Source organism: Arenimonas sp. (assembly GCF_036275555.1).
In the GTDB taxonomy this organism is placed as follows: Bacteria; Pseudomonadota; Gammaproteobacteria; order Xanthomonadales; family Xanthomonadaceae; genus Arenimonas.
Genome location: NZ_DASUDO010000047.1, coordinates 67,697 through 88,218 on the forward strand (window position 1 = coordinate 67,697; position 20,522 = coordinate 88,218).

At 70.9% G+C, this 20,522-nt stretch carries 18 protein-coding genes; 7 read left to right on the forward strand and 11 right to left on the reverse strand.

The window, feature by feature from the left end:
• Positions 1-5: 5 nt before the first annotated feature.
• Complete coding sequence (locus VFV21_RS12680; protein WP_329669782.1) at positions 6-1,670, reverse strand: NAD(P)/FAD-dependent oxidoreductase; 1,665 nt, start codon at positions 1,668-1,670, stop codon at positions 6-8.
• Positions 1,671-1,785: 115 nt separating this feature from the next.
• On the opposite strand from VFV21_RS12680, the gene VFV21_RS12685 reads away from it, so the two are divergent.
• On the forward strand, positions 1,786-2,328 hold the full coding sequence (locus VFV21_RS12685; protein WP_329669783.1) for a hypothetical protein: 543 nt from the start codon (positions 1,786-1,788) through the stop codon (positions 2,326-2,328).
• Here VFV21_RS12685 and VFV21_RS12690 read toward each other — a convergent pair.
• Genes VFV21_RS12690 through VFV21_RS12700 form a run of 3 tightly spaced genes read right to left on the reverse strand, consistent with a single transcriptional unit; the run spans position 2,325 to position 6,525 of the window.
• Complete coding sequence (locus tag VFV21_RS12690; RefSeq protein WP_329669784.1) at positions 2,325-3,068, reverse strand: phosphoadenylyl-sulfate reductase; 744 nt, start codon at positions 3,066-3,068, stop codon at positions 2,325-2,327. The genes VFV21_RS12685 and VFV21_RS12690 overlap by 4 nt on opposite strands.
• On the reverse strand, positions 3,065-4,750 hold the full coding sequence (cysI, locus tag VFV21_RS12695; RefSeq protein ID WP_329669785.1) for an assimilatory sulfite reductase (NADPH) hemoprotein subunit: 1,686 nt from the start codon (positions 4,748-4,750) through the stop codon (positions 3,065-3,067). Before cysI ends, VFV21_RS12690 begins: the two co-directional genes overlap by 4 nt.
• Entirely contained in the window at positions 4,750-6,525 is a 1,776-nt protein-coding gene (locus VFV21_RS12700; protein ID WP_329669786.1) for an assimilatory sulfite reductase (NADPH) flavoprotein subunit, read from the reverse strand. Before VFV21_RS12700 ends, cysI begins: the two co-directional genes overlap by 1 nt.
• 150 nt (positions 6,526-6,675) lie before the next feature.
• Here VFV21_RS12700 and VFV21_RS12705 point away from each other — a divergent pair, with 150 nt between their 5' ends.
• The 3 genes from VFV21_RS12705 to cysN are packed head-to-tail and all read left to right on the forward strand — an operon-like array spanning position 6,676 to position 10,296.
• Entirely contained in the window at positions 6,676-7,413 is a 738-nt protein-coding gene (locus tag VFV21_RS12705) for a sulfite exporter TauE/SafE family protein (protein WP_329669787.1), read from the forward strand.
• Between the two features lie 13 nt (positions 7,414-7,426).
• Positions 7,427-8,335, forward strand: coding sequence for a sulfate adenylyltransferase subunit CysD (gene cysD, locus VFV21_RS12710; protein ID WP_329669788.1), 909 nt, complete (start codon positions 7,427-7,429; stop codon positions 8,333-8,335).
• Positions 8,335-10,296: a sulfate adenylyltransferase subunit CysN gene (cysN, locus tag VFV21_RS12715; RefSeq protein WP_329669789.1), complete on the forward strand. Its 1,962-nt coding sequence runs from the start codon at positions 8,335-8,337 to the stop codon at positions 10,294-10,296. The genes cysD and cysN overlap by 1 nt, the downstream gene beginning before the upstream one ends.
• Positions 10,297-10,361: 65 nt before the next feature.
• Here the strand turns inward: cysN and VFV21_RS12720 are convergent, their stop codons facing one another.
• Together VFV21_RS12720 and VFV21_RS12725 are read right to left on the reverse strand one after the other, a co-directional pair.
• Entirely contained in the window at positions 10,362-11,240 is an 879-nt protein-coding gene (locus tag VFV21_RS12720; protein ID WP_329669790.1) for a hypothetical protein, read from the reverse strand.
• Positions 11,241-11,319: 79 nt separating this feature from the next.
• Positions 11,320-12,927 (reverse strand): electron transfer flavoprotein-ubiquinone oxidoreductase, encoded by a 1,608-nt coding sequence (locus VFV21_RS12725; RefSeq protein ID WP_329669791.1) that lies wholly within the window; start codon positions 12,925-12,927, stop codon positions 11,320-11,322.
• 99 nt (positions 12,928-13,026) lie between these two features.
• Here VFV21_RS12725 and VFV21_RS12730 point away from each other — a divergent pair, with 99 nt between their 5' ends.
• Positions 13,027-14,373 carry an amidase gene (locus tag VFV21_RS12730; protein WP_329669792.1) on the forward strand — a complete coding sequence of 449 codons (1,347 nt, stop codon included), beginning with the start codon at positions 13,027-13,029 and terminating at the stop codon, positions 14,371-14,373.
• Between the two features lie 136 nt (positions 14,374-14,509).
• Complete coding sequence (locus VFV21_RS12735; RefSeq protein ID WP_414638584.1) at positions 14,510-15,115, forward strand: alpha-ketoglutarate-dependent dioxygenase AlkB family protein; 606 nt, start codon at positions 14,510-14,512, stop codon at positions 15,113-15,115.
• On the opposite strand, the gene VFV21_RS12740 is transcribed toward VFV21_RS12735, so the two are convergent.
• From VFV21_RS12740 to VFV21_RS12755, 4 genes are read right to left on the reverse strand one after another with little or no spacing between them, the layout of a single operon-like run.
• Positions 15,104-15,730, reverse strand: a complete 627-nt coding sequence (locus VFV21_RS12740; RefSeq protein WP_329669793.1) for an ABC-type transport auxiliary lipoprotein family protein — start codon at positions 15,728-15,730, stop codon at positions 15,104-15,106. The two genes, VFV21_RS12735 and VFV21_RS12740, sit on opposite strands and share 12 nt — an antisense overlap.
• Positions 15,727-16,650, reverse strand: a complete 924-nt coding sequence (locus VFV21_RS12745) for an MlaD family protein (protein ID WP_329669794.1) — start codon at positions 16,648-16,650, stop codon at positions 15,727-15,729. Before VFV21_RS12745 ends, VFV21_RS12740 begins: the two co-directional genes overlap by 4 nt.
• Positions 16,651-16,652: 2 nt before the next feature.
• On the reverse strand, positions 16,653-17,453 hold the full coding sequence (locus VFV21_RS12750) for an ABC transporter ATP-binding protein (protein WP_329669795.1): 801 nt from the start codon (positions 17,451-17,453) through the stop codon (positions 16,653-16,655).
• On the reverse strand, positions 17,450-18,559 hold the full coding sequence (locus VFV21_RS12755) for an ABC transporter permease (protein WP_329669796.1): 1,110 nt from the start codon (positions 18,557-18,559) through the stop codon (positions 17,450-17,452). Before VFV21_RS12755 ends, VFV21_RS12750 begins: the two co-directional genes overlap by 4 nt.
• Before the next feature lie 70 nt (positions 18,560-18,629).
• Between VFV21_RS12755 and VFV21_RS12760 the strand changes: the two genes are divergently transcribed.
• Positions 18,630-19,889, forward strand: a complete 1,260-nt coding sequence (locus VFV21_RS12760; RefSeq protein ID WP_329669797.1) for a threonine/serine ThrE exporter family protein — start codon at positions 18,630-18,632, stop codon at positions 19,887-19,889.
• Positions 19,890-20,047: 158 nt separating this feature from the next.
• On the opposite strand, the gene VFV21_RS12765 is transcribed toward VFV21_RS12760, so the two are convergent.
• Positions 20,048-20,425 carry an H-NS histone family protein gene (locus tag VFV21_RS12765; protein WP_329669798.1) on the reverse strand — a complete coding sequence of 126 codons (378 nt, stop codon included), beginning with the start codon at positions 20,423-20,425 and terminating at the stop codon, positions 20,048-20,050.
• Between the last annotated feature and the right edge of the window lie 97 nt (positions 20,426-20,522).

Below are 20,522 nucleotides of genomic sequence, written 5' to 3' on the forward strand. Positions count from 1 at the left end.
TCGCGTCAGGCTGGCAGGGCTTCGCCGGCCCGGATCATTGCCTCGGCCACCCACTCCGCCGCGCGGATCCCATCCACGCCCGCGGAAAGAATGCCGCCCGCGTAGCCCGCGCCTTCACCGGCGGGAAACAGCCCGCGGGTGTTGAGGCTCTGCCCGTCTTCGCCGCGCGTCAGTCGCAGGGGCGATGACGTGCGGGTCTCGACGCCGGTCAGCACCGCGTCGGCCATGTCGAAGCCCTTGATCTGCTTGCCGAAGGCCGGCAGCGCTTCGCGGATCGCGTCCACGGCGTACTTCGGCAGCGCCTGCGCCAGGTCGGTGGGCGTGACGCCCGGCGTGTACGAAGGCAGTACGGCGCCCAGCGTGGTCGAGGGCTTCCCCGCGAGGAAATCGCCAACACGCTGGCCCGGCGCTTCGTAGGTGCCGCCGCCGAGCTTGAAGGCCACTTCCTCCCAGTAGCGCTGCAGCGCGATGCCCGCGAGCGGGCTGCCGCTGGGATCATGCTCGGCGTAATCCTCCGGCGTGATGCCGACCACGATCGCCGCGTTGGCGTTGCGCTCGTTGCGCGAGTACTGGCTCATGCCGTTGGTGACCACGCGGCCCGGCTCGCTGGCCGCGGCCACGACTGTGCCGCCGGGGCACATGCAGAAGCTGTAGACCGAGCGTCCGTTGCGGCAGTGGTGCACCAGCTTGTAGTCGGCCGCGCCGAGGATGGGGTGGCCGGCCTGGGGGCCGAAGCGCGCCTCGTCGATCACGGATTGCGGGTGCTCGATGCGAAAGCCGATCGAGAACGGCTTGGCCTCCATGGTCACGCCGCGCGCGTGCAGCATCGCGAAGGTGTCGCGGGCGCTGTGGCCCAGGGCCATCACCACGTGGTCGGCGCGGATCGTCTCGCCGTTGGCCAGCACCACGCCGCGGACGCGGCGGTCGCCGTCTGCGTCCACTTCGATGGCCAGGTCCTCGACGCGGTGCGAGAAGCGGATCTCGCCGCCCAGTGACTCGATGGTGGCGCGCATGTGCTCGACCATCGACACCAGTCGGAAGGTGCCGATGTGCGGCTTGCTCACGTACAGGATTTCGTCGGGCGCACCGGCCTTCACGAACTCGTCCAGCACCTTGCGGCCCAGGTGGCGCTTGTCGCTGATCTGGCTGTAGAGCTTGCCGTCGGAGAACGTGCCGGCGCCGCCCTCGCCGTACTGCACGTTCGACTCGGGGTTGAGCACCTTCTTGCGCCAGAGGCCGAAGGTGTCCACCGTGCGCTCGCGCACCTGCTTGCCGCGCTCGAGGATGATCGGCCGCAGGCCCATTTGCGCCAGCACCAGCCCGGCGAACAGGCCGCAGGGGCCCATGCCGACCACGATCGGGCGCAGCGTCTGTTCCGGCGACGGCTTCGCGATGAAGCGGTAGGTAGTGTCCGGCGTCGGCATCACCTTCACCCGGTTCGGCCGGGTTTCGGCGGCGATGCGCTTGAGCACGGCGGACTCGTTGGCCACGTCCACGTCCACCGAGTAGATCAGCTGGATGTGGCCGCGCTTGCGGGCGTCGTAGCTGCGCTTGGCCACCGTCATGCCGCGCAGGTCGGCCGCGGGCAGCTTCAGGCGGGCCAGCACGGCGTCGCGCAGGGCCGTCTCGGCGTGTTCCAGCGGCAGGGTGAGGTCGGTGAGTCGGAGCATGGGGCCGGGAAGGCAATTGCAGGTGGCCTATCGTCCCATGGACCTGCCCATGGCGGCCACGTCGCGCGGCGGCCCCTGGGATACGATGCAGGCACCATCTCCGGAGCCCGCTCCCATGCCGCAGACCCTTCCGCAGTGCTGCCCGCTTCGTTCCAGGCTCCGGTTCGGCCTGCTCGCCGCGCTGGCCACGGGCCTGGCCTGCGTCGGCGCCACCGCTTCCGAGGCCGGGTCCTGGACGCCGGATGAAGCAACGGCCGCTGGCATCGCCGCCTGCGAGGCCGAGGCGGCCAGCAGCGGCTTGCTGGCCTCACTGTGCAAGAACCGCCGCGAGACGGTCGCGCTGATCCGGCTTTGCGATGGCTTCGGGGACGCGTCCACCGCCATGGATGCCGCGATGCTGGCGCGCTGGGACCGGCGCAACGCGCCTTACCTTCGCTGGGTGGGCGAGCAGGCGGCCAAGGCCGCGTCGGCGCCGCGCCCGGACGAGCAGTGGCTTTGGGATCCCTCCGCTGCGGAGGACGGGATGGTCAGCCTTATGTCCGCGACGTTCGAGGACCAGTTCCGGTCACTGTCGCGCGAAGAGCAGGCCAAGCTCTGCGCGCATTCGCGCCGGTCCATCGACGGCGGCGCTTACGACCTGCAGCCTCCGGAGTCCTAGGCGCGCCGCGCCGTCGGCTCGTCGAAGTGCAGGCCGCACTCGCGCTTGAGGCCGAAGAAGCGCGTGTCCTCTTCGCGCATCCCCGGCGCCAAGGGCCGGGTGGTGTGGATGTCGCCGATCGAGACGTAGCCCTGCTCCCACAGCGGGTGGTAGGGCAGGGCATGGCTCGCGAGGTAGTGGCCGACGTCGCGGTCGCTCCAGTCGGCCAGCGGGTGCAGCTTCCAGCGGCCGTCCTTGAGCTCGAGGAAGTCGATGCTGGCGCGGGTGCTGGCCTGGCTGCGGCGCAGGCCGGCGATCCAGGTGCGCACGCCCAGCTCGGCCAGCGCGCGCTGCATCGGCTCGACCTTGCGCAGGCGGTTGTAGCGGTCCAGGCCCTCCACGCCCTGTTCCCAGAGCTTGCCGTGGCGGGCCTCCATCCAGCCGATGCCGATCTGCGGGCGGTAGGTCTTGAGGTTGAGCTGCAGGCGGTCGGTCAGTTCGTCCACGAAGCGGTAGGTCTCCGGGAACAGGTAGCCGGTGTCCACCAGGATCACCGGCAGGTCGGGGCGGACGCGCGTGGCCATGTGCAGCGCCACCGCCGACTGCGCGCCGAAGCTGGAGGAGAGCGCGTGTTCGCCGCTGAGCGACTGCAGCGCCCACGCGATGCGCTGTTCGGCGCGCAGGCCGGCGAGCCAAACGTTGAGTTCGGCCAGGGATCGGGCCGACTCGGCGGCGGCGGTGGGATCGGGGACGAGGCTCATGCTTGCAGCTCCAGGGCAATGCCGGTGCGCGGCTTCACCACGCCGGCGCGGACGAGGAAATCACCGAAGGCCTCGCCCTGGTCGCGCTCGGCGGCGTAGCGGGCGAACAGGGGGTCGAGCGCGGCGAGGATGTCGGGCTCCGCGATGTTTTCGCGGTAGAGGGTGTTCAGGCGCTGGCCGCGGTGGTCGGCGCCCAGCATCAGGTTGTAGCGGCCGGGCGCCTTGCCCACGAGCGCGATTTCGCCGAGGTAGGGACGCGAGCAGCCGTTCGGGCAGCCGCTGATGCGCAGCAGGATCGGCGCGTCGAGCAGGCCGTGGCTGTCCAGCAAGGCCTCGACCTTCGTGGTCAGCGGCGGCAGGTAGCGCTCCGCCTCGGCCATCGCCAGGCCGCAGGTGGGCAGGGCGACGCAGGCGACGGACTTGAGCCGCAGCGGACTGGCCGTGCGGTAGCCGTCGAGCCCGTGTGCCTGCACCAGCGCATCGATGCGCGCGCGCTGGCGGGCCGGCACGCCGGCGATCACCAGGTTCTGGTTCGGCGTCATGCGGAAGTCGCCCTCATGCACCTTCGCGATCTCGCGCAGGCCGGTGAGGTGCCGGCCGTCGGCGCCGTCGAGGATCCGGCCCGACAGCAGCCGCAGCGTTAGGTGCCAGCGCCCGTCGTGGCCTTCGACCCAGCCGAAGCGGTCGCCCGAGTGCTCGAAAGCGAAGGGCCGCGCCGCGGCCAGGGGAAACCCGGCGCGACCCTCCACCTGCGAGGTGAACCAGGCCAGCCCGCGGTCGTCGATGGTGTACTTAAGCCGGGCGCGCTTGCGCACCGTGCGGTTGCCGAAGTCGCGCTGCGCGGTGACCACGGCGGTCGCGACGGCGATCACCTGGTCCGGCGTCACGAAGCCGATCACGTCGGCCAGGCGCGGATAGGTTTCCGCATCGCCGTGCGTGGCGCCCATGCCGCCGCCGATGCTGACGTTGTAGCCCACGACCTCGCCGTCTTCGAGCACGGCGATGAAGCCCAGGTCCTGCGCGAACACGTCCACGTCGTTCACCGGCGGGATGGCGAAGCCGATCTTGAACTTGCGCGGCAGGTAGGCGTTGCCGTACACCGGCTCGTCCTCCTCGCCGCTGCCGGCCACGCGCTGCTCGTCGAGCCAGATCTCGTAGTAGGCGCGGGTGTTGGGCAGCAGGTGCTGCGACAGCGCCGCGGCCTGCGCATGCACCGCCGCGTGCGCGCGTGATTCCAGCGGGTTGGCCGCCACCGCCACGTTGCGGTTGACGTCGCCGCAGGCGGCCAGCGTGTCGATCAGCTGGGCGTTGATCGCCTGCATCGTCGCCTTCAGCCGGCCCTTGATGACGCCGTGGAACTGGAAGGCCTGGCGCGTGGTGATGCGCAGGCCGCGCTCGGCATAGGTCGTCGCGATGGCGTCCAGGCCCAGCCACTGCGCGGGCGTGACCACGCCGCCGGGCGTGCGGGTGCGGATCATGAAGCTGTAGTCGGGCTCGAGCTTCGCGACGCGGCGCTCCTCGCGGAGGTCGCGGTCGTCCTGCTGGTAGCTGCCGTGGTACTTGATCAGCACCTGGTCGGCCTCGGCCAGCGCGCCGGTGACGGGATTGGCCAGGCTCTCGAGCAGGGTGCCGCGCAGGCGGCCGCTGGCCTGCTTGATGTCTTCGACCGAGTGCGCGCCCATCAGTACACGTCCCGGGCGTAGCGGCCCTGCTGTTGCAGCGTGGCCAGGTAGTCGCGTGCGCCGTCTTCATCGCGCCCGCCGTGGGTGGCGATGACCTCCAGCAGCGCGGCCTCGACGTCGCGGCCCATCGCCGTCGCGCCGCACACGTACAGGTGGGCGCCGCCTTCGAGCCAGTCGAACAGCGCGCGGCCATGCTCGCGCAGGCGGTGCTGCACGTAAACCTTCCCGGCCTGGTCGCGCGAGAAGGCGAGGTCGAGCCGGTGCAGCTGGCCGGACTTCAGCGCCTGCTGCCACTCGAGCTGGTAGAGGAAGTCATGGCGCGCGTGCGGCGCGCCGAACAGCAGCCAGTTGCGGCCGGTCGCACCCGCGGCCGCGCGCTCCTGCACGAAGCCGCGGAACGGCGCGACGCCGGTGCCCGGGCCGATCATCACCACGTCGCGCCCGGCGTCGTGCGGCAGCCGGAAGCGCTCGTTGGCTTCGATGAAGACCGGCAGCGCGTCGCCTTCCCGGGAAGTCGCGAGCTGGTGCGAGGCGGCGCCCCAGCGACGCCCGCCCGGGGCCTCCCAGTGCACGTGGTCGACGGTGAGGTGGGCCTCCGCGCCGACCACGGCCTGGCTGGAGGCCATCGAGTACAGCCGCGGCGCCAGCGGCCGCAGGGCGGCGACGAGTTCCGCCGCCGTCCAGGCCGCCGGCCAGGCCTGCAGCAGGTCGATCAGCTGGTGGCTGGCCAGCAGGGACGCGAGCGCCTCGGACTGGCCCGCGTCCAGCAACCGCGACAGCGCGGCGTGGCCGCCGCGCTCGGCGTGCTTTTGCAGGAAGGGCCGCGCGAGTCGCGTCAGTTCGCGCCGCTCGCCCAACCACAGGTGCAGCGGCGCGCCGTCCACGTCCGCCTCGCCGTCCAGCGACAGTTCGGCGAGCACGGCCGAGACCAGTGCCGGCGGATTGCGCGGCCACAGCCCCAGCGCATCGCCGGGCTGGTAGGTGAGGCCCGAACCTTCGAGCGAGAGTTCGAGGTGGCGCACGTCCTTGCGGCTGCCGCGACTGGTGAGGCGCTGGTTGGCCAGCACCTCGGCGGCGAAGGGTTTCTCGCGCGACCAGGGCGAGGCGGGCGCCACCGCGCGCAGCGGCGTCACCGTGGCGGAGGGCGCCACGGCCAGCGCCGTGCGTGCGAGCTCGAGCGCCTGCCCGAGCCACGGTGTCGCCACGGCGTCGACGTCGACGTCGGCCTCGCCGCGTGCAAACAACCGCCGCGCGCCGAGTTCGGCCAGCCGCTCGTCGATCTCGCGCCCGGTGGCGTTGAACAGCGGATAGCTGGAATCGCCCAGCCCCAGCACCGCGTACTGCAGCTGCGGCAGCTTCGGCGCGCGCTTGCCCAGCAGGTGCGCCACGAAGCCGCGCGCATCGTCCGGCGGCTCGCCTTCGCCCTGCGTGCTGATCACGACGTACAGCAGCCGCTCGTCCTTGAGCTCGGGCAGCGGGTAGGCGTCGGCGCGCAGCAGGCGCACGGCGAGGCCGCTGGTTTCGGCCTGGCGGGCCAGCTGTTCGGCCACGCGGCGGGCATTGCCAGTCTGGCTGCCGAACACGATGGTCAGGCGTGCGCCGGCCTGCGGTTCCGCGGCCGCCGGCCGGGCGCCCGGGCGGGCGGCCAGGCCGGCGGCATAGCCCGACAGCCACCACAGGCCGGGGGCATCCAGCCCGTCGGTCAGGCGCGCCAGCAGGTCGACCTTGTCACCGGGCAGGGGCGGCACGGGCAGGGCGGCGGGGGCGGGAGGCATGGGCGTCGGGCTCTCGGAGACGATGAGCCGACGCTACGCGCGGGATTCCCGGCGCGAAAAGGAAAAGCCGGCATGCCGACATGCCCGGCGCTTATTTGCCGCTGCGGAAATAGCGCACGATAGTCGCCGCACCTTCCCCGTGGCCGCCCCATGGACCTGCCTCCCGAGTTCTTCATCTTCGTCGCCATCGGCCTCGCGGCCCAGCTGGTCGACGGGGCGCTGGGCATGGCCTATGGCGTCACCAGCTCCAGCCTGCTGCTGGCCTTCGGGCTGCCGCCGGCGGTGGCCAGCGCTAGCGTGCATGCGGCCGAAGTGGCCACCACCGGCGTGTCCGGCCTGAGCCACGGCTACTTCGGCAACGTCGACCGCAAGCTGATGTGGTCGCTGGTGCTGCCCGGCGTGCTGGGCGCGGTCACCGGCGCCTGGCTGCTCGCGTCGGTGGACTGGACCTGGCTGCGGCCGCTGGTGGCGGCCTACCTGCTGGTGCTGGGCCTGATGCTGGTGTGGCGCGCCTGGCGCGGCCAGCGGCGCGCGCCCCGGCACGGCCGCAACCTGCCGCTGGGGCTGGGCGCGGGCTTCCTGGATGCGGTGGGCGGCGGCGGCTGGGGACCGCTGACGACCACCCACCTGATGGCCCGGCACCTGGAGCCGCGCATCGCCATCGGCACCGCGAATGCGGCCGAGTTCTTCATCAGCCTGGCGGTGTCGGTGGTGTTCCTGGCCACGCTGGGCATCAGCCACGTGCACGTGGTGCTGGGGCTGCTGGTGGGCGGCGTGATCGCGGCGCCCTTCGCCGCCTGGCTGACGCGGCGGGTGCCGGCGCGGCCGCTGATGGCTTTCGTCGGCCTGCTGGTCAGCGCGGTCAGCCTCTACAACCTGCTGCGTTGATATCCTGCCCGCCATGAGCGAACCCGCCCTGTCCCACCTCGACCGCCTCGAAGCCGAAGCCATCCACGTCCTGCGCGAGGTCGCGGCCTCGTTCCGCAACCCGGTGATGCTGTACTCGGTAGGCAAGGACAGCTCGGTGCTGCTGCACCTGCTGGTGAAGGCCTTCCACCCCGCGAGGCCGCCGATCCCGCTGCTGCACGTCGACACCGGCTGGAAGTTCCGCGAGATGATCGAATTCCGCGACCGCCGCGCCGCCGAAACCGGCGTCGAACTGCGCACCCACACCAATCCCGACGGGCTGGCCCAGGGCGTCAGCCCGGTGACCCACGGCGCCACCGTGCACACGGACGTGATGAAGACCCAGGCGCTGAAGCAGGCGCTGGACCGGCACCAGTTCGACGCGGCCATCGGCGGCGCCCGCCGCGACGAGGAGAAGTCGCGGGCCAAGGAGCGCATCTTCTCCTTCCGCACCGCCCAGCACCGCTGGGACCCGAAGAACCAGCGGCCCGAGCTGTGGGACCTGTACAACACCCGCATCGAGAAGGGCGAAAGCGTGCGGGTGTTCCCGATCTCGAACTGGACCGAGCTCGACGTGTGGCTCTACATCTACCGCGAGAAGATCCCGGTGCCGGCGCTGTACTTCGCGGCCGAGCGGCCCGTGGTCGAGCGCGACGGCGCGCTGATCATGGTGGACGACGCGCGCCTGCCGCTGCGGCCAGGCGAAGTGCCGATGATGCGCAAGGTGCGCTTCCGTACCCTGGGCTGCTACCCGCTCACCGGCGCCATCGAGTCCGAAGCCGACACCCTGGAGAAAGTGATCGCCGAGATGCTGGTCGCCACCACCTCCGAGCGCCAGGGCCGCGTGATCGACCACGATCCCGGCGCGTCGATGGAGAAGAAGAAGCAGGAGGGCTACTTCTGATGGCCATCGAGAAGCCGATGCCTGCAGGAGGGACTGTAGGAGGGCCTTCAGGCCCGAAGCCCTTCGCGAGGAGCTTCGGGACTGAAGTCCCTCCCACAGAGGCTGTATCGGCCTACCTTCGGCAGCACGAGGCCAAGCCATTGCTGCGCTTCATCACCTGCGGCAGCGTCGATGACGGCAAATCCACGCTGATCGGCCGGCTGCTGCACGACACGCGCCTGCTGCTCGACGACCAGCTGGCCGCGCTGGCCAAGGACAGCCGCCGCCACGGCACCCAGGGCGAAGACATCGATTTCGCGCTGCTGGTGGACGGCCTCGAGGCCGAGCGCGAGCAGGGCATCACCATCGACGTCGCCTACCGCTTCTTCAGCACCGACAAGCGCAAGTTCATCGTCGCCGACTGCCCGGGCCACGAGCAGTACACCCGCAACATGGCCACGGGCGCGTCCACGGCCGACCTCGCCGTGGTGCTGGTGGATGCGCGCAAGGGCCTGCTGACGCAGACGCGCCGGCACAGCTACATCGTTTCGCTGCTGGGCATCCGCCACGTGGTGCTGGCGGTGAACAAGATGGACGTCGCCGGTTACGACCAGGCCACGTTCGATCGCATCGTCGCCGACTATGCCGCGCTGGCCGCCAGCTTGGGCATCACCCGCGTGCAGGCGATCCCGCTGTCGGCGCTGCGCGGCGACAACCTGCTGGCGCCGTCGCCGGCCACGCCCTGGTACACGGGCCCCAGCTTGCTGGAGGCGCTCGAGGCCGCCGAGCCCGCGCAGGACGACCCGCGCGCGCCGATGCGCCTGCCGGTGCAGTGGGTGAACCGCCCGAACCAGGATTTCCGCGGCTTCGCCGGCACCCTGGCGGCGGGCGTGGTGTCTCCGGGGGACGAGGTGGCGGTGCTGCCTTCGGGCCGCCGTTCGCGCGTGGCCCGCATCGTCACCGCCGAGGGCGACCTCGCGCGCGCGGCCAGCGGCCAGGCCATCACGCTGGTGCTGGAGGACGAAGTGGACGTGAGCCGCGGCGACGTGATCGCCGCCGCCGGCGATCCGCCGCAGGTGGCCGACCAGTTCGCGGCGCACCTGCTGTGGATGGGTGGCGCCTCGCTGCTGCCGGGCCGGCCCTACCTGCTCAAGATCGGCGCGCGCACCGTCACCGCCCAGGTCACCGAGATCAAGCACAAGGTGGACGTGAACACGCAGGCGGCGCTGGCCGCCAAGCACCTCGAGCTCAACGAGGTCGGCGTGGTCAACCTCAGCCTCGACCAGGCCATTGCCTTCGAGCCTTACGCGGCGAACCGGCGGCTGGGCGGCTTCATCCTGATCGACCGGCAGAGCAACGCCACCGTCGCCGCCGGCACGCTCGATTTCGCGCTGCGCCGCGCGGCCAACATCCACTGGCAGCACCTGGACGTGGACAAGCAGGCGCGCGCCCGCATCAAGGGCCAGCAGCCGCGCGTGCTGTGGTTCACCGGCCTGTCGGGCGCGGGCAAGTCCACCATCGCCAACCTGGTGGACAAGCAGCTGCATGCGCAGGGCTTCCACACCTTCATCCTAGACGGCGACAACGTGCGCCACGGCCTGAACCGCGATCTCGGCTTCACCGACGAGGACCGCGTCGAGAACATCCGCCGCGTGGCCGAAGTGGCCAAGCTGATGGCCGACGCCGGCCTGATCGTGCTGGTGAGCTTCATCTCGCCCTTCCGGGCCGAACGTCGGATGGCGCGCGAGCTGTTCGCGCCCGGCGAGTTCCTCGAAGTGCACGTGGACACGCCGCTGGCCGAGGCCGAGCGGCGCGACGCGAAGGGGCTCTACGCCAAGGCGCGCGCGGGGCAGATCCGCAACTTCACCGGCATTGATTCGCCCTACGAGGCGCCGGAGGCCGCCGAGCTGGTGCTCGATACGGTGGCGGAAACGCCCGAGCAGCTGGCGGCGAAGGTCGTCGCGCGGGTGCTCGAAGAGTGAGGCGAAAGCATCGGGACTGAAGTCCCTCCCACAGGGGGGGGGGAGGGCTACCTGTGGGAGGGCCTTCAGGCCCGATTCGCCACCACGGTACCGAGCTGGTCCCAAAGCACCGACGCATACCGCGCCGCTGCGCCTTCCCCATACGGCAGGAACACCGACGGCTCCGTCAGCTCCAGCTCCAGCAGCTGCGGGCCGGACTCCGACGGCAGCAGGTCCACGCGCGCATAAACCAGCGGCCCGAAGGGCAGGGCGGCCAGCACCTGGCGCGCCACGGCGTGCTCGCCTTCGGACGGCGTGCGCGGCTGGAGGTGATCGTCGTTGAACAGCGCCCGCGTCGGGCCCTCGCCGCGTTTCAGCAGCGGCGCCTTGCGGATGGCGTGGCTGAACCGGCCGCCGAAGAACAGCAGCGCGGTCTCGCCCTGGTCATCCACCGCGCGCAGGTAGGGCTGCACCATCGCGTGGCGGCCGGCCTCGAGCAGGCGGCGCACGTGCGCCACCGCCGCGGGGCGGTCCTCGCGCAGGTAGCGCTGGGCGTCGCGCGAGCCGGCGCCGACGGTGGGCTTGACCACGTACTCGGCGAAGTCGGGGAAACCGGCGGGGTCTTCGCCCGGCGCGATGAAGTGGCTTTCGATCACCGGCACGCCCTTGGCGGCCAGTTCGCCGAGGTAGCGCTTGTCGGTGTTCCAGCGCACCACGTCCGGGCCGTTCCAGAGCGTGGTGACGGCGGCGGTGCGGTCGCACCAGGCCAGGAACTCCGGCAGCCGGTCGATGTAGTCCCAGGTCGAGCGCAGCAGCACCGCATCGAAGCGGGCCCAGCTCACGGTCGGGTCGTCCCAGGCGACGACGGAGACGTCGATGCCCGCGGCTTCGCAGGCTTCGCGCAGCGGCGTCAGGTCCTCGTCCAGCCCGTAGGCGGCAATCGCAGTCGCAAGCGCAAGCTTCATGAGGCTTCCCTGTAGGAGGGCCTTCAGGCCCGAAGCTTTCCGGCCAAGCGCTTCGGGCCTGAAGGCCCTCCTACATGATTCAGAGGTTCTGGTAGTTGGGGCCGGCGCCGCCTTCCGGCGTCACCCAGGTGATGATCTGGTAAGGGTCCTTGATGTCGCAGGTCTTGCAGTGCACGCAGTTGGCGGCATTGATCTGCAGGCGCTTGCCCTCGCCGTCCTCGACGATTTCATACACGCCGGCCGGGCAGAAGCGCTGGCAGGGGTTGCCGTACTCTTCGGCGCATTTCGTGATGCAGACGTCGGTGTCGGCCACCTTCAGGTGCACCGGCTGGTCTTCGTCGTGCTCGGTGGCGGCGAAGTAGACGCCGGCCAGGCGGTCGCGCGGCACCAGGGTGCGCTCGACGTAATCGCGCTTGGGCTTTTCGGCCACGTCGAGCTTCTGCAGCGAGCTCCAGTCGGGCTTGCAGCGCCAGGTCCAGGGCGAGAGGCCCGCCGTGGCGGTTTCCCAGGCGGAGTTGACCAGGCCGAACCACAGGCCCTTCTTGAAGCCGGGCTTGATGTTGCGGACCTTCTTCAGCTCGGCCATCGCCGGCGAGGCGCGCAGCTTGGCGTCGAAGCCGGCCGCGGCCGGGGTTTCCTGCGCCGCCAGGTGCTCTGCCGCGAGCATGCCGCTGCGGATGGCCTGGTGCGTGCCCTTGATCTTGGGCACGTTGAGCAGGCCGGCGGTGTCGCCGATCAGCAGCGCGCCGGGCATCTCGACCTTGGGCAGCGACTGCCAGCCGCCGGTGACGATGGCGCGGGCGCCGGCGCTGAGGATGTTGCCGCCCTCGAGCAGGCCCTTGACCTGCGGGTGGTGCTTCCACTGCTGGAAGGCTTCGTAGGGCTGGTAGTTCGGGTCGCGGTAATCGAGGCCCGAGACATAGCCGAGCGCGATGCGGTCGCCGTCGAGGTGGTAAAGGAAGCTGCCGCCGTAGGTGTGGCTGTCGGCCGGCCAGCCCAGCGTGTGCACGATCTTGCCGGGCGTGACGCGGCCCGGCGGCACCTGCCAGAGTTCCTTGATGCCGATCGAGTAGTTCTGCGGGTCGGATTCGGCGTCGAGGCCGTACTTGCGGACCAGCTGCTTGGTGAGGTGGCCGCGCGCGCCCTCGGCCAGCACCGTGACCTTGGCCCGGATGTCGATGCCCTGCGTGTAGCCCGACTTGTGCGAACCGTCCTTGGCCACGCCCATGTCGCCGATGCGCACGCCGGCGACGGCGCCGGCGTCGTCGTACAGCGGCTCGGCGGCGGCGAAGCCCGGGTAGATCTCCACGCCCAGCGCCTCGGCCTGCGGCGCCAGCCAGGCGCACATCGCGCCCAGGCTGACGATGAAGTTGCCGTGGTTGGACATCTGCGGCGGGACGAACGGGAATTTCGTGCCGCCGTCCTTGGTGAGGAACCAGAACTCGTCCTCGGTGGCCGGCACGCAGACCGGCGGCGGGTTGTCGCGCCAGCCGGGCAGCAGCGCGTCGAGCGGACCGGGTTCGATGACGGCGCCCGACAGGATGTGCGCGCCGATGACCGAGGATTTCTCGATCACGCACACCGACAGCTCGGGCTTGAGCTGCTTGAGCCGGATCGCGAAGGACAGGCCGGCCGGGCCTGCGCCCACGGCGACCACGTCATATTCCATCACGTCACGTTCACTCATTTTCCAAGGCTCCGTACGGCAAGGTTCGGATTGTCCCGGTTTGCCCGGGGCCGGGCAATCAAGGACACTTCACGCAGCCCTGACCCGGACGCCCGCCGCATGACAGCCAGCCCCGACGCCCTTCGCCAGGCCCCGCTCTACCGCGTGCTGCACGCCCTCGCCAAGGGCGAAACCAGCAGCGAGGCGCTGACCGGCGCCTGCCTGGCCGCGATCGCGCGCGACGGCAACCTCAACGCCTGGACCTGGGTGGACGCCGCCGGTGCGCTGGCCGCCGCCCGCGCCAGCGACGAGCGCCGCGCCGAGGGCAAGCCGCTGGGCCGCCTGGACGGCGTGCCGATCGCGGTGAACGACAACTTCGACATCGCCGGCATGCCCACCAGCCTGGGGCTGCCGGGTCACCCGGGCCTGGCCGAGGAGGATGCGCACGCGGTGCGGCGCCTGCGCGGCGCCGGCGCGGTGTTCCTGGGCAAGACCAATATCGACGAGGCCGCCTTCGGCACGGTGGGGCGCAATCCGCACCACGGCGACGTGCGCAACCCGGTGCATCCGGATCGCGCGGCCGGCGGTGCCTCGGCGGGCGCGGCGGTCGCGGTGGCCGCGGGCCACGCGGTGGCGGCGCTGGGCTCGGACACCCTGGGCGCGGTGCGCATCCCGGCCGCCTTCTGCGGGCTGGTGGCGCACAAGCCCACCTTCGGCGAGATCAGCTGCCGCGGCATGGCGGCGGCGCTGCGCCGGCTCGATTGCGTGGGCCTGGTCACGCGCACGGTGCAGGACGCCGGGCTGCTGCTGCCCGTGCTCACCGGTTACGACGCCGGCGACCCGCGCTCGCGCAAGCGCCGCGTGCCGCTGTCGCCGCCGGACTGGGTGCCGGGTGAGCTCAAGGCCGGCGTGGTCGCCGATCTTTCCGTGCTGGGCGTGGATGCCGCGGTCGCCGAAAGCTTCAGCGCGGTGATGGCGCGCGTGGCGCCGGTGTTCGGCAGTGCGCTGCCGGTGGCGCTGGAAGTGGCGCCGCTGGAAGTCGCCGCCACGCGCCGCGCGGCGCTGCTGCTGATGGAGGCCGAGATCCTGGCCGCGCACGAGCCGCGCCTCGAGGGCGCGTCCACGCGCCTGCGCTGGCTGCTCGATTTCGCCAAGCGCAAGACCGCGGCCGATTTCGCCCGCGCCGACCTGCGCCTGGACCAGCACGTGGTGCGCGTGCGCCGCCTGTTCGAACAGTTCGACGTGCTGCTGCTGCCCACCACCGCGGCGCCGCCGCCGGCCTACGGCGCGGACGAACCCGCGAACCTCGCCGATCTCACCGCGCTGGCCTCCCTGGCCGGCTGCCCGGCCCTGAGCCTGCCGCTGCCGGGCGGCCTGGGCCTGCAGCTCGTCGGCGCCCCGGGCTCCGACCTGCGCCTGCTGGAACTCGCCGGCGTGATTGCGGCGGTCGCTGATACCGGGGAATAGTTTTTCAGCCACGGATGAACACAGATGAACACAGATGGGTTACCGCTGGTCCCAGACGGTCGGCGGCCGGCTCCATCGTGAGTGGTGCTGTTGCCTCAGTTGCTTTTTATCCGTGTTCATCTGTGTTGATCCGTGGCTGAAGATGCTTTACCCGATCCCCGACGGAACGCTCCACTTCAAGCCCGACTGGCTGCCGCGCGCGGAGGCGGATGAGGTGTTGGCGGGGTTGATGGATTCGATCCGGTGGGAGACGCACCGCATCCGGATGTTCGGGCGGGAGGTGGATTCGCCGCGGTTGAGCTGCTGGATCGGCGACTCCGGGGCGTCCTACGTTTATTCGCGCACGCGCTTCGAGCCGCGGCCCTGGCCGGCGGCGCTGCAGGCGCTGCGGCCGCGCATCGATGCCGCCGCGGGCGTGGTGATGAACAGCGTGCTGGCGAACCTCTATCGCAACGGCCAGGACGCGATGGGCTGGCACAGCGACGACGAGCCCGAGCTCGGCACGCGGCCGGTGATCGCTTCACTCAGCCTCGGCGGCACGCGCCGCTTCGCCTTCAAGCACCGCCGCGACCCCACGAAGAAATTCGCGCTGGACCTTGCGCACGGCAGCCTGCTCATCATGTCCGGCGACACCCAGGCCAACTGGCGCCACGCGCTCCCGCGCACCGCCCGCACCGTCGCCCCCCGCCTCAACCTCACCTTCCGCCGCATCAAACCAAATGAACCAGGTTCATTTGCTTGATGAACCTGGTTCATTTGCCTGGTGGGCTTCGGTGAGGGTCCAGGTGACGAGGTCGGTGGTGAGGGCGGACATCGCGGTGCCGAAGGCGGCGACCATGTCGTCGATCTCGGGGGAGGCGCCGGGGACGGCGTGGCGGAAACGCCGGGCGGCCACCGTGCCGCCGCCGCGGAACTGGACGAGGCGGGCCTGCACTTCGATCACGGCCTCGGGGCGGCCGTCGACGTAAACGGTTTCGAAGGCGCGCACTTCCACCAGCAGGCCGGCGTCGCCGCGCGAGCCGCCGCCGAAGCGGCCGACGGCGGCAAGCTTGCCCGCGTCCTCGAAGCCTTCGATCAGCGCGGTCTGCAGCAGCTCGGGCGCGTCGTCGGCCCAGGCCGCGCCTTTGTAAACCTGGAAACGATCGGGCGTGGGCCGCACCGCGATGCGCGAGGAGTCGAGCATCTGGTTGGCGGCGCTGGTGACCACCGTCAGGTGCCAGTCCACGGCGGGCCAGGCGGCATCCACCGTGACCGACGAGGCCGGCGCGTAGATCTTCACCTCCGTCTTCGGGCCGCCGATCGCGGCGCAGCCGGCCAGCAGGGTGGTGGCGCCGAGCAGGGCGATGGCACGGATCATGGTTCGAACTCCTCGGGTTGTTCGCGGCCCAGCAGGAAGCCGGCGGGATTGCCCTCGACCCGCTCGACGAGGTCGTCGAGCTCGCGGATCAGGCCGCGCAGCTGGCGCATGGTCGGGCCAACCTGGGACAGGCCGTCCTGGCTGAAGTCGGAGATGGCGTCGCGGTTGTCGGTGAGGATGGCGTCGGCGCTGGTGCTGGCCGACTCGAGCTTGGCCAGCGTGCGGTCCAGGCGCGCGACCAGGGCCGGCAGCTCCTGCACCAGGTTGGCGTCGAGGTTGTTGATGGTGCGGTCGGCGCTGGTCAGCGTCTGCTCGAGCTTCTCGCTGGCGGCGCGCGCATTGCGCACCAGCGCGGCGATGTCGTCGCGCTCGCTGGCGATCGAGCCGGTGATCTGGTCGAGCTGGTCGAGCGTGCGCGTCACCCGCGCCACGTTCTCGTCGCTGAGCAGCTCGTTGATGCGGTTGACGATCTCGCTGGCGTTGGCGGCGATGTTCTGCAGGGCCGAGGGCTCGGTCTGGATGACGGCCACGCGCTGCCCCTCGCGCCGCTCCAGCGCCGGGCTGCCGGGGCTGCCGCCGGTGAGCTGGATGATGGCGACGCCGGTGAGGCCGGTGAGCGCGAGCTTGGCGCGGGTGTCGGTCTTGACGGGCGTGTCGGCCGCCAGCCGGATGCGGGCGATCACCTTGCGCGGGTCGTCCTTGTCCAGCGAGAGCCGCCGCACGGCGCCGACGCTGATGCCGTTGTAGAGCACCTGGCTGCCGACGCTCAGGCCGGTCACCGCCTCCTCGAAGACCACGTCGTATTCGGCGAAGGATTTCTCGGAGGTGTACTTGGCGGCCCACAGCGCGAACAGCACCGCGAGCAGGCAGACGGCGAGCGTGAACGCACCGATGAGCACATGGTTGGCACGCGTTTCCATGGTCAAGCCTCCTTGGCCTTGGCAGCCTGCGCGGCGCGTCCGCGCGGGCCGTGGAAGTATTCCTGCACCCACGGGTGGTCGAAGCGTTCCACTTCGGCCAGCGGGGCGTTGATGAGCACGCGCCTGTCGCCGATGACGGCGACGCGGTCGCAGATGGTGTAAAGCGTGTCGAGGTCGTGGGTGATCAGGAAGACGGTCAGGCCCAGCGCCTTCTGCAGCGTCTTGATGAGGGCGTCGAAGGCGGCGGCACCGATGGGGTCGAGGCCGGCGGTGGGTTCGTCGAGGAAGAGCAGCGCCGGGTCCAGCGCCAGCGCGCGCGCGAGCGCCGCGCGCTTGCGCATGCCGCCCGAGAGCTGCGAGGGGAGCTTGGCGCCGGCGTCCTCGCCCAGGCCGGCCATGCGGATCTTGAGCATGGCCAGGTCGTGGATCATGTCGGGCGGCAGCGCGCCGTAGTGCTCCTTCAGCGGCACCGAGACGTTCTCCGCCACGGTGAGCGAGGAAAACAGCGCGCCGTTCTGGAACAGCACGCCGGTGTTGAGTTCGATCACGCCGCTGGCCCGGGCGCGGTCGGACAGTGCGTCCACGCCCAGCACCTCGATGCGGCCGCCCTGCGGCTCGCGCAGGCCGAGCACCGCGCGCATCAGCACCGACTTGCCGGTGCCCGAGCCGCCGACCACGCCGATGATCTCGCCACGGCGCACGTCCAGGTCGAGGTCCTCGTGCACCACCTGCTCGCCGAAGGCGTTGCGCAGCCCGCGCACGCGGATGGCCAGCTCGGCGGCGTCGGCGGCTTCCGTGCTCACCAGTCCATCTCCATGAAGAACAGCGCGGCGAACGCGTCGAGCAGGATCACCAGCGAGATCGTCTGCACCACGCTCGAGGTGGTGCGTTCGCCCACCGACTGCGCCGTGCCCTGCACCTGGAAGCCCTCGAGGCAGCCGATCAGGCCGATGATCATCGCGAACATCGGCGCCTTCGACACGCCGACCCAGAAATGGCGGACCTCGATCGTTTCGTGCAGGCGGGTGATGAACATCTCGGGCGTCATGCCGAGGCTGGCCACGCTGACCGCCAGGCCGCCGGCGATGCCCGCGATCATGGCCAGGAAGGTCAGCAGCGGCAGCATCACCAGCAGCGCGGCCAGGCGGGGGATCACCAGCAGCTCGATCGGGTCGAGGCCCAGCGTGCGGATGGCGTCGATTTCCTCGCCCGACTGCATCGCGCCGATCTGCGCGGTGAAGGCGCTGGCGGTGCGGCCGGCCAGCAGGATGGCGGTCAGCAGCACCGCGAACTCGCGCAGGAAGGCGATGCCGACCAGTTCGACCACGAAGATCTCGGCGCCGAAATCGCGCAGCACGGTGGCGCCCAGGAAGGCGATGACCGCGCCGACCATGAAGCTCAGCAGCAGCACCAGCGGCACGGCGTCCAGGCCCACCTGCTCCATGTGGTGCACGGTGGGCGTGAGCCGGAAGCGGGCCGGGCGCAGCAGCACGCCCAGCGCGGTCTTGAGCGTGAGGCCGAGGAAGCCGACCAGGGCGAGGATCTCGCGGGTGTAGTCCTCGACCGCGAAGCCCATGCGCGCCAGCATCTCGCGGAAGCCGTAGTCGGTGCGGCGCACCCGGCGCGGGTTCTCGCAGATCGCCTGCACGGTGCCGGTGAGCGGCTGGTAGGCCGGCTGCACCTCGACCGTGGCCAGGCCCAGTCCGACCTTCACCGCGTAGCGCGAGAGCATCATCGCGCCGGCGGAATCGAGGCGGCCGATGTCGCGGCCATCGATGTCTTCGGCCGACTCGGGCGCGGCCTCGAGCAGCGCGAGCAGGGTCGCGGCGTGCGCGAGGGTCCAGTCGCCGCGCGCGACGAGGATGCCGGGCTGGCGCTCGCTGGGTTCGATGCTGGGCGGGGGGCTCATGCCGTCGGCGTTTCCTCAGCTTTGCCCGAGGATAGCCGCCAGCGGGGGCTCGTGCCATGCTTTGCGCGCGATGACCGCCCCCGTCCTGAACAGCCAATCCACCTACGAGGCGCAGGCCGGTTTCGTTGCCGAGCTCGCGACGCGGCTGCACGCGTACGGCACCACGTCCCAGCGCCTCGAGGGGGCCATCCTGGGCGTCGCGCACCGGCTGGGCCTGGAGTGCGAGGTGTGGTCGAACCCCACCGGCATCATCCTGAGCTTCGCCGACCCGGTGCGCGGGCAGCAGAACGGCATCACCCGCGTGCTGCGGTTGGCGCCCGGCGACCAGAACCTGGGTCGCCTGGCCGCCACCGACGCGATCGCCGAAGACGTGCTGGCCGGTCGCATGGATCCGGCCGCCGGCCTGGCGGCGCTCAAGGCGCTCGACCGCCCCGCCAGCCGGTTCTCGCAGGCGCTCAACGCCTTCAGCTTCGGCCTGTCTGCCGCGGCGGTGGCGGCGCTGCTGGGCGCGGGCTGGGTCGACGTGGCCACGTCCGGCCTGATCGGCATCGTGATCGGCGTGCTCTACGTGCTGGCCGCGGGGCGGCCGCGGCTGTCGGAGGCGCTGGAGGCGATCGCCGCGCTGGTGGCGACGCTGCTGGCCGCGGCGGTGGCGACCTGGATCGCGCCGCTGTCGTTCAAGACCGTGATCATCTCTTCGCTGATCGTGCTGATGCCCGGCCTGATGCTCACCAACGCCGTCAGCGAACTCTCGAGCCAGCAGCTGATGTCGGGCACGGCGCGTTTCGCCGGCGCGCTGATGATCCTGATGAAGCTCACCTTCGGCACGGTGGCGGCGATGCAGGTCGTGGGCCTGCTGGGCTGGGTGCCGCAGGAGGCCGTGGCGCAGCCGCTGTCGCCGCTGGCCGAGCTGGCGGCGCTGCTGGTGGCGGCCTACGCCTTCGCGGTGCTGTTCCAGGCCTCGGCGCGCGACTACCCGCTGGTGATGGCGGCGGTGCTGCTGGGCTACGCGCTCACCCGCGTGGGCGGCGAGCTGCTGGGGCTGGCGTCGGACAACTTCGCGGGCGGCGCCTTCTTCGCGGGCATGGGCATCGCCGCGATCAGCAACGCCTACGGCCGCTGGCGCAACCGCCCCGGCGCGCTGATCCGGGTGCCGGGCATCATCCTGCTGGTGCCGGGCAGCGTGGGCTTCCGCAGCCTCAACTTCGTGATGGAGCGCGACGTCTGGTTGGGCCTGGACACGGCCTTCGTCCTGCTCTCGGCCCTGATCGCCCTGGTGGCCGGGCTCCTGTTCGGCAACCTCATCGTCCCGTCGCGCCGGAACATCTGATTTTTTTGCCACTGATGAACACAGATGAACACGGATAGAGCGAGGAACGGTGGTTTTTCGCCAGGTGAGAAAACTGGCGGCGAACCACCCTGGTTGGACCGCGTTATCTGCTCTTATCTGTGTTCATCCGTGGCCAAAACCGCTTTCCCACGTCGCGGTTACTTGGCGATGGCGAAGTCTTCGAGCTTGCGGCCGCGGGCGAGTTCGGCGGCCAGCCACTTCGGGGGCATGCCGCGGCCGGCCCAGGTCTGGGTGGCGTCGGCGGGGTTGCGGTACTTGGGCTCGACCTTGCTGCCCTTCTGGCTGGACTTCCTGGCCGGGGCTTTCTTCGCCGGCACGCCGGCCTTTTCGCGGACCATGCGGGCGGTGCCGAACAGTTCGTCGACGGTGTAGCCCTCGGCCTTGGCCAGGGAGACGATCTTCTTGCGCACCGCGGCGATCGGCTTGCGCTTGGCCAGCGACTTCTTGCGCTGGTTGGCCTTGGCGATCAGGGCCTGGAGTTCCTTGGCCGAGAGGCCTTCGAGGTTGATGCTCATGGGGTTTCCTTGGATGCCTGGCGGGGTGGGGGTTTCCGGGCGAGCGCCCGGAATACCCCGATGTTACCCCCGCCAAAGCCGCCGCTGGAACCCGCGC

Coding starts and splice junctions, on each gene's coding strand:
- VFV21_RS12680 (WP_329669782.1), bottom strand. CDS start 1,670: ATGCTCCGACTCACCGACCTCACCCTGCCGCTGGAACACGCCGAGACG.
- VFV21_RS12685 (WP_329669783.1), top strand. CDS start 1,786: ATGCCGCAGACCCTTCCGCAGTGCTGCCCGCTTCGTTCCAGGCTCCGG.
- VFV21_RS12690 (WP_329669784.1), bottom strand. CDS start 3,068: ATGAGCCTCGTCCCCGATCCCACCGCCGCCGCCGAGTCGGCCCGATCC.
- cysI (WP_329669785.1), bottom strand. CDS start 4,750: ATGGGCGCGCACTCGGTCGAAGACATCAAGCAGGCCAGCGGCCGCCTG.
- VFV21_RS12700 (WP_329669786.1), bottom strand. CDS start 6,525: ATGCCTCCCGCCCCCGCCGCCCTGCCCGTGCCGCCCCTGCCCGGTGAC.
- VFV21_RS12705 (WP_329669787.1), top strand. CDS start 6,676: ATGGACCTGCCTCCCGAGTTCTTCATCTTCGTCGCCATCGGCCTCGCG.
- cysD (WP_329669788.1), top strand. CDS start 7,427: ATGAGCGAACCCGCCCTGTCCCACCTCGACCGCCTCGAAGCCGAAGCC.
- cysN (WP_329669789.1), top strand. CDS start 8,335: ATGGCCATCGAGAAGCCGATGCCTGCAGGAGGGACTGTAGGAGGGCCT.
- VFV21_RS12720 (WP_329669790.1), bottom strand. CDS start 11,240: ATGAAGCTTGCGCTTGCGACTGCGATTGCCGCCTACGGGCTGGACGAG.
- VFV21_RS12725 (WP_329669791.1), bottom strand. CDS start 12,927: ATGAGTGAACGTGACGTGATGGAATATGACGTGGTCGCCGTGGGCGCA.
- VFV21_RS12730 (WP_329669792.1), top strand. CDS start 13,027: ATGACAGCCAGCCCCGACGCCCTTCGCCAGGCCCCGCTCTACCGCGTG.
- VFV21_RS12740 (WP_329669793.1), bottom strand. CDS start 15,730: ATGATCCGTGCCATCGCCCTGCTCGGCGCCACCACCCTGCTGGCCGGC.
- VFV21_RS12745 (WP_329669794.1), bottom strand. CDS start 16,650: ATGGAAACGCGTGCCAACCATGTGCTCATCGGTGCGTTCACGCTCGCC.
- VFV21_RS12755 (WP_329669796.1), bottom strand. CDS start 18,559: ATGAGCCCCCCGCCCAGCATCGAACCCAGCGAGCGCCAGCCCGGCATC.
- VFV21_RS12760 (WP_329669797.1), top strand. CDS start 18,630: ATGACCGCCCCCGTCCTGAACAGCCAATCCACCTACGAGGCGCAGGCC.
- VFV21_RS12765 (WP_329669798.1), bottom strand. CDS start 20,425: ATGAGCATCAACCTCGAAGGCCTCTCGGCCAAGGAACTCCAGGCCCTG.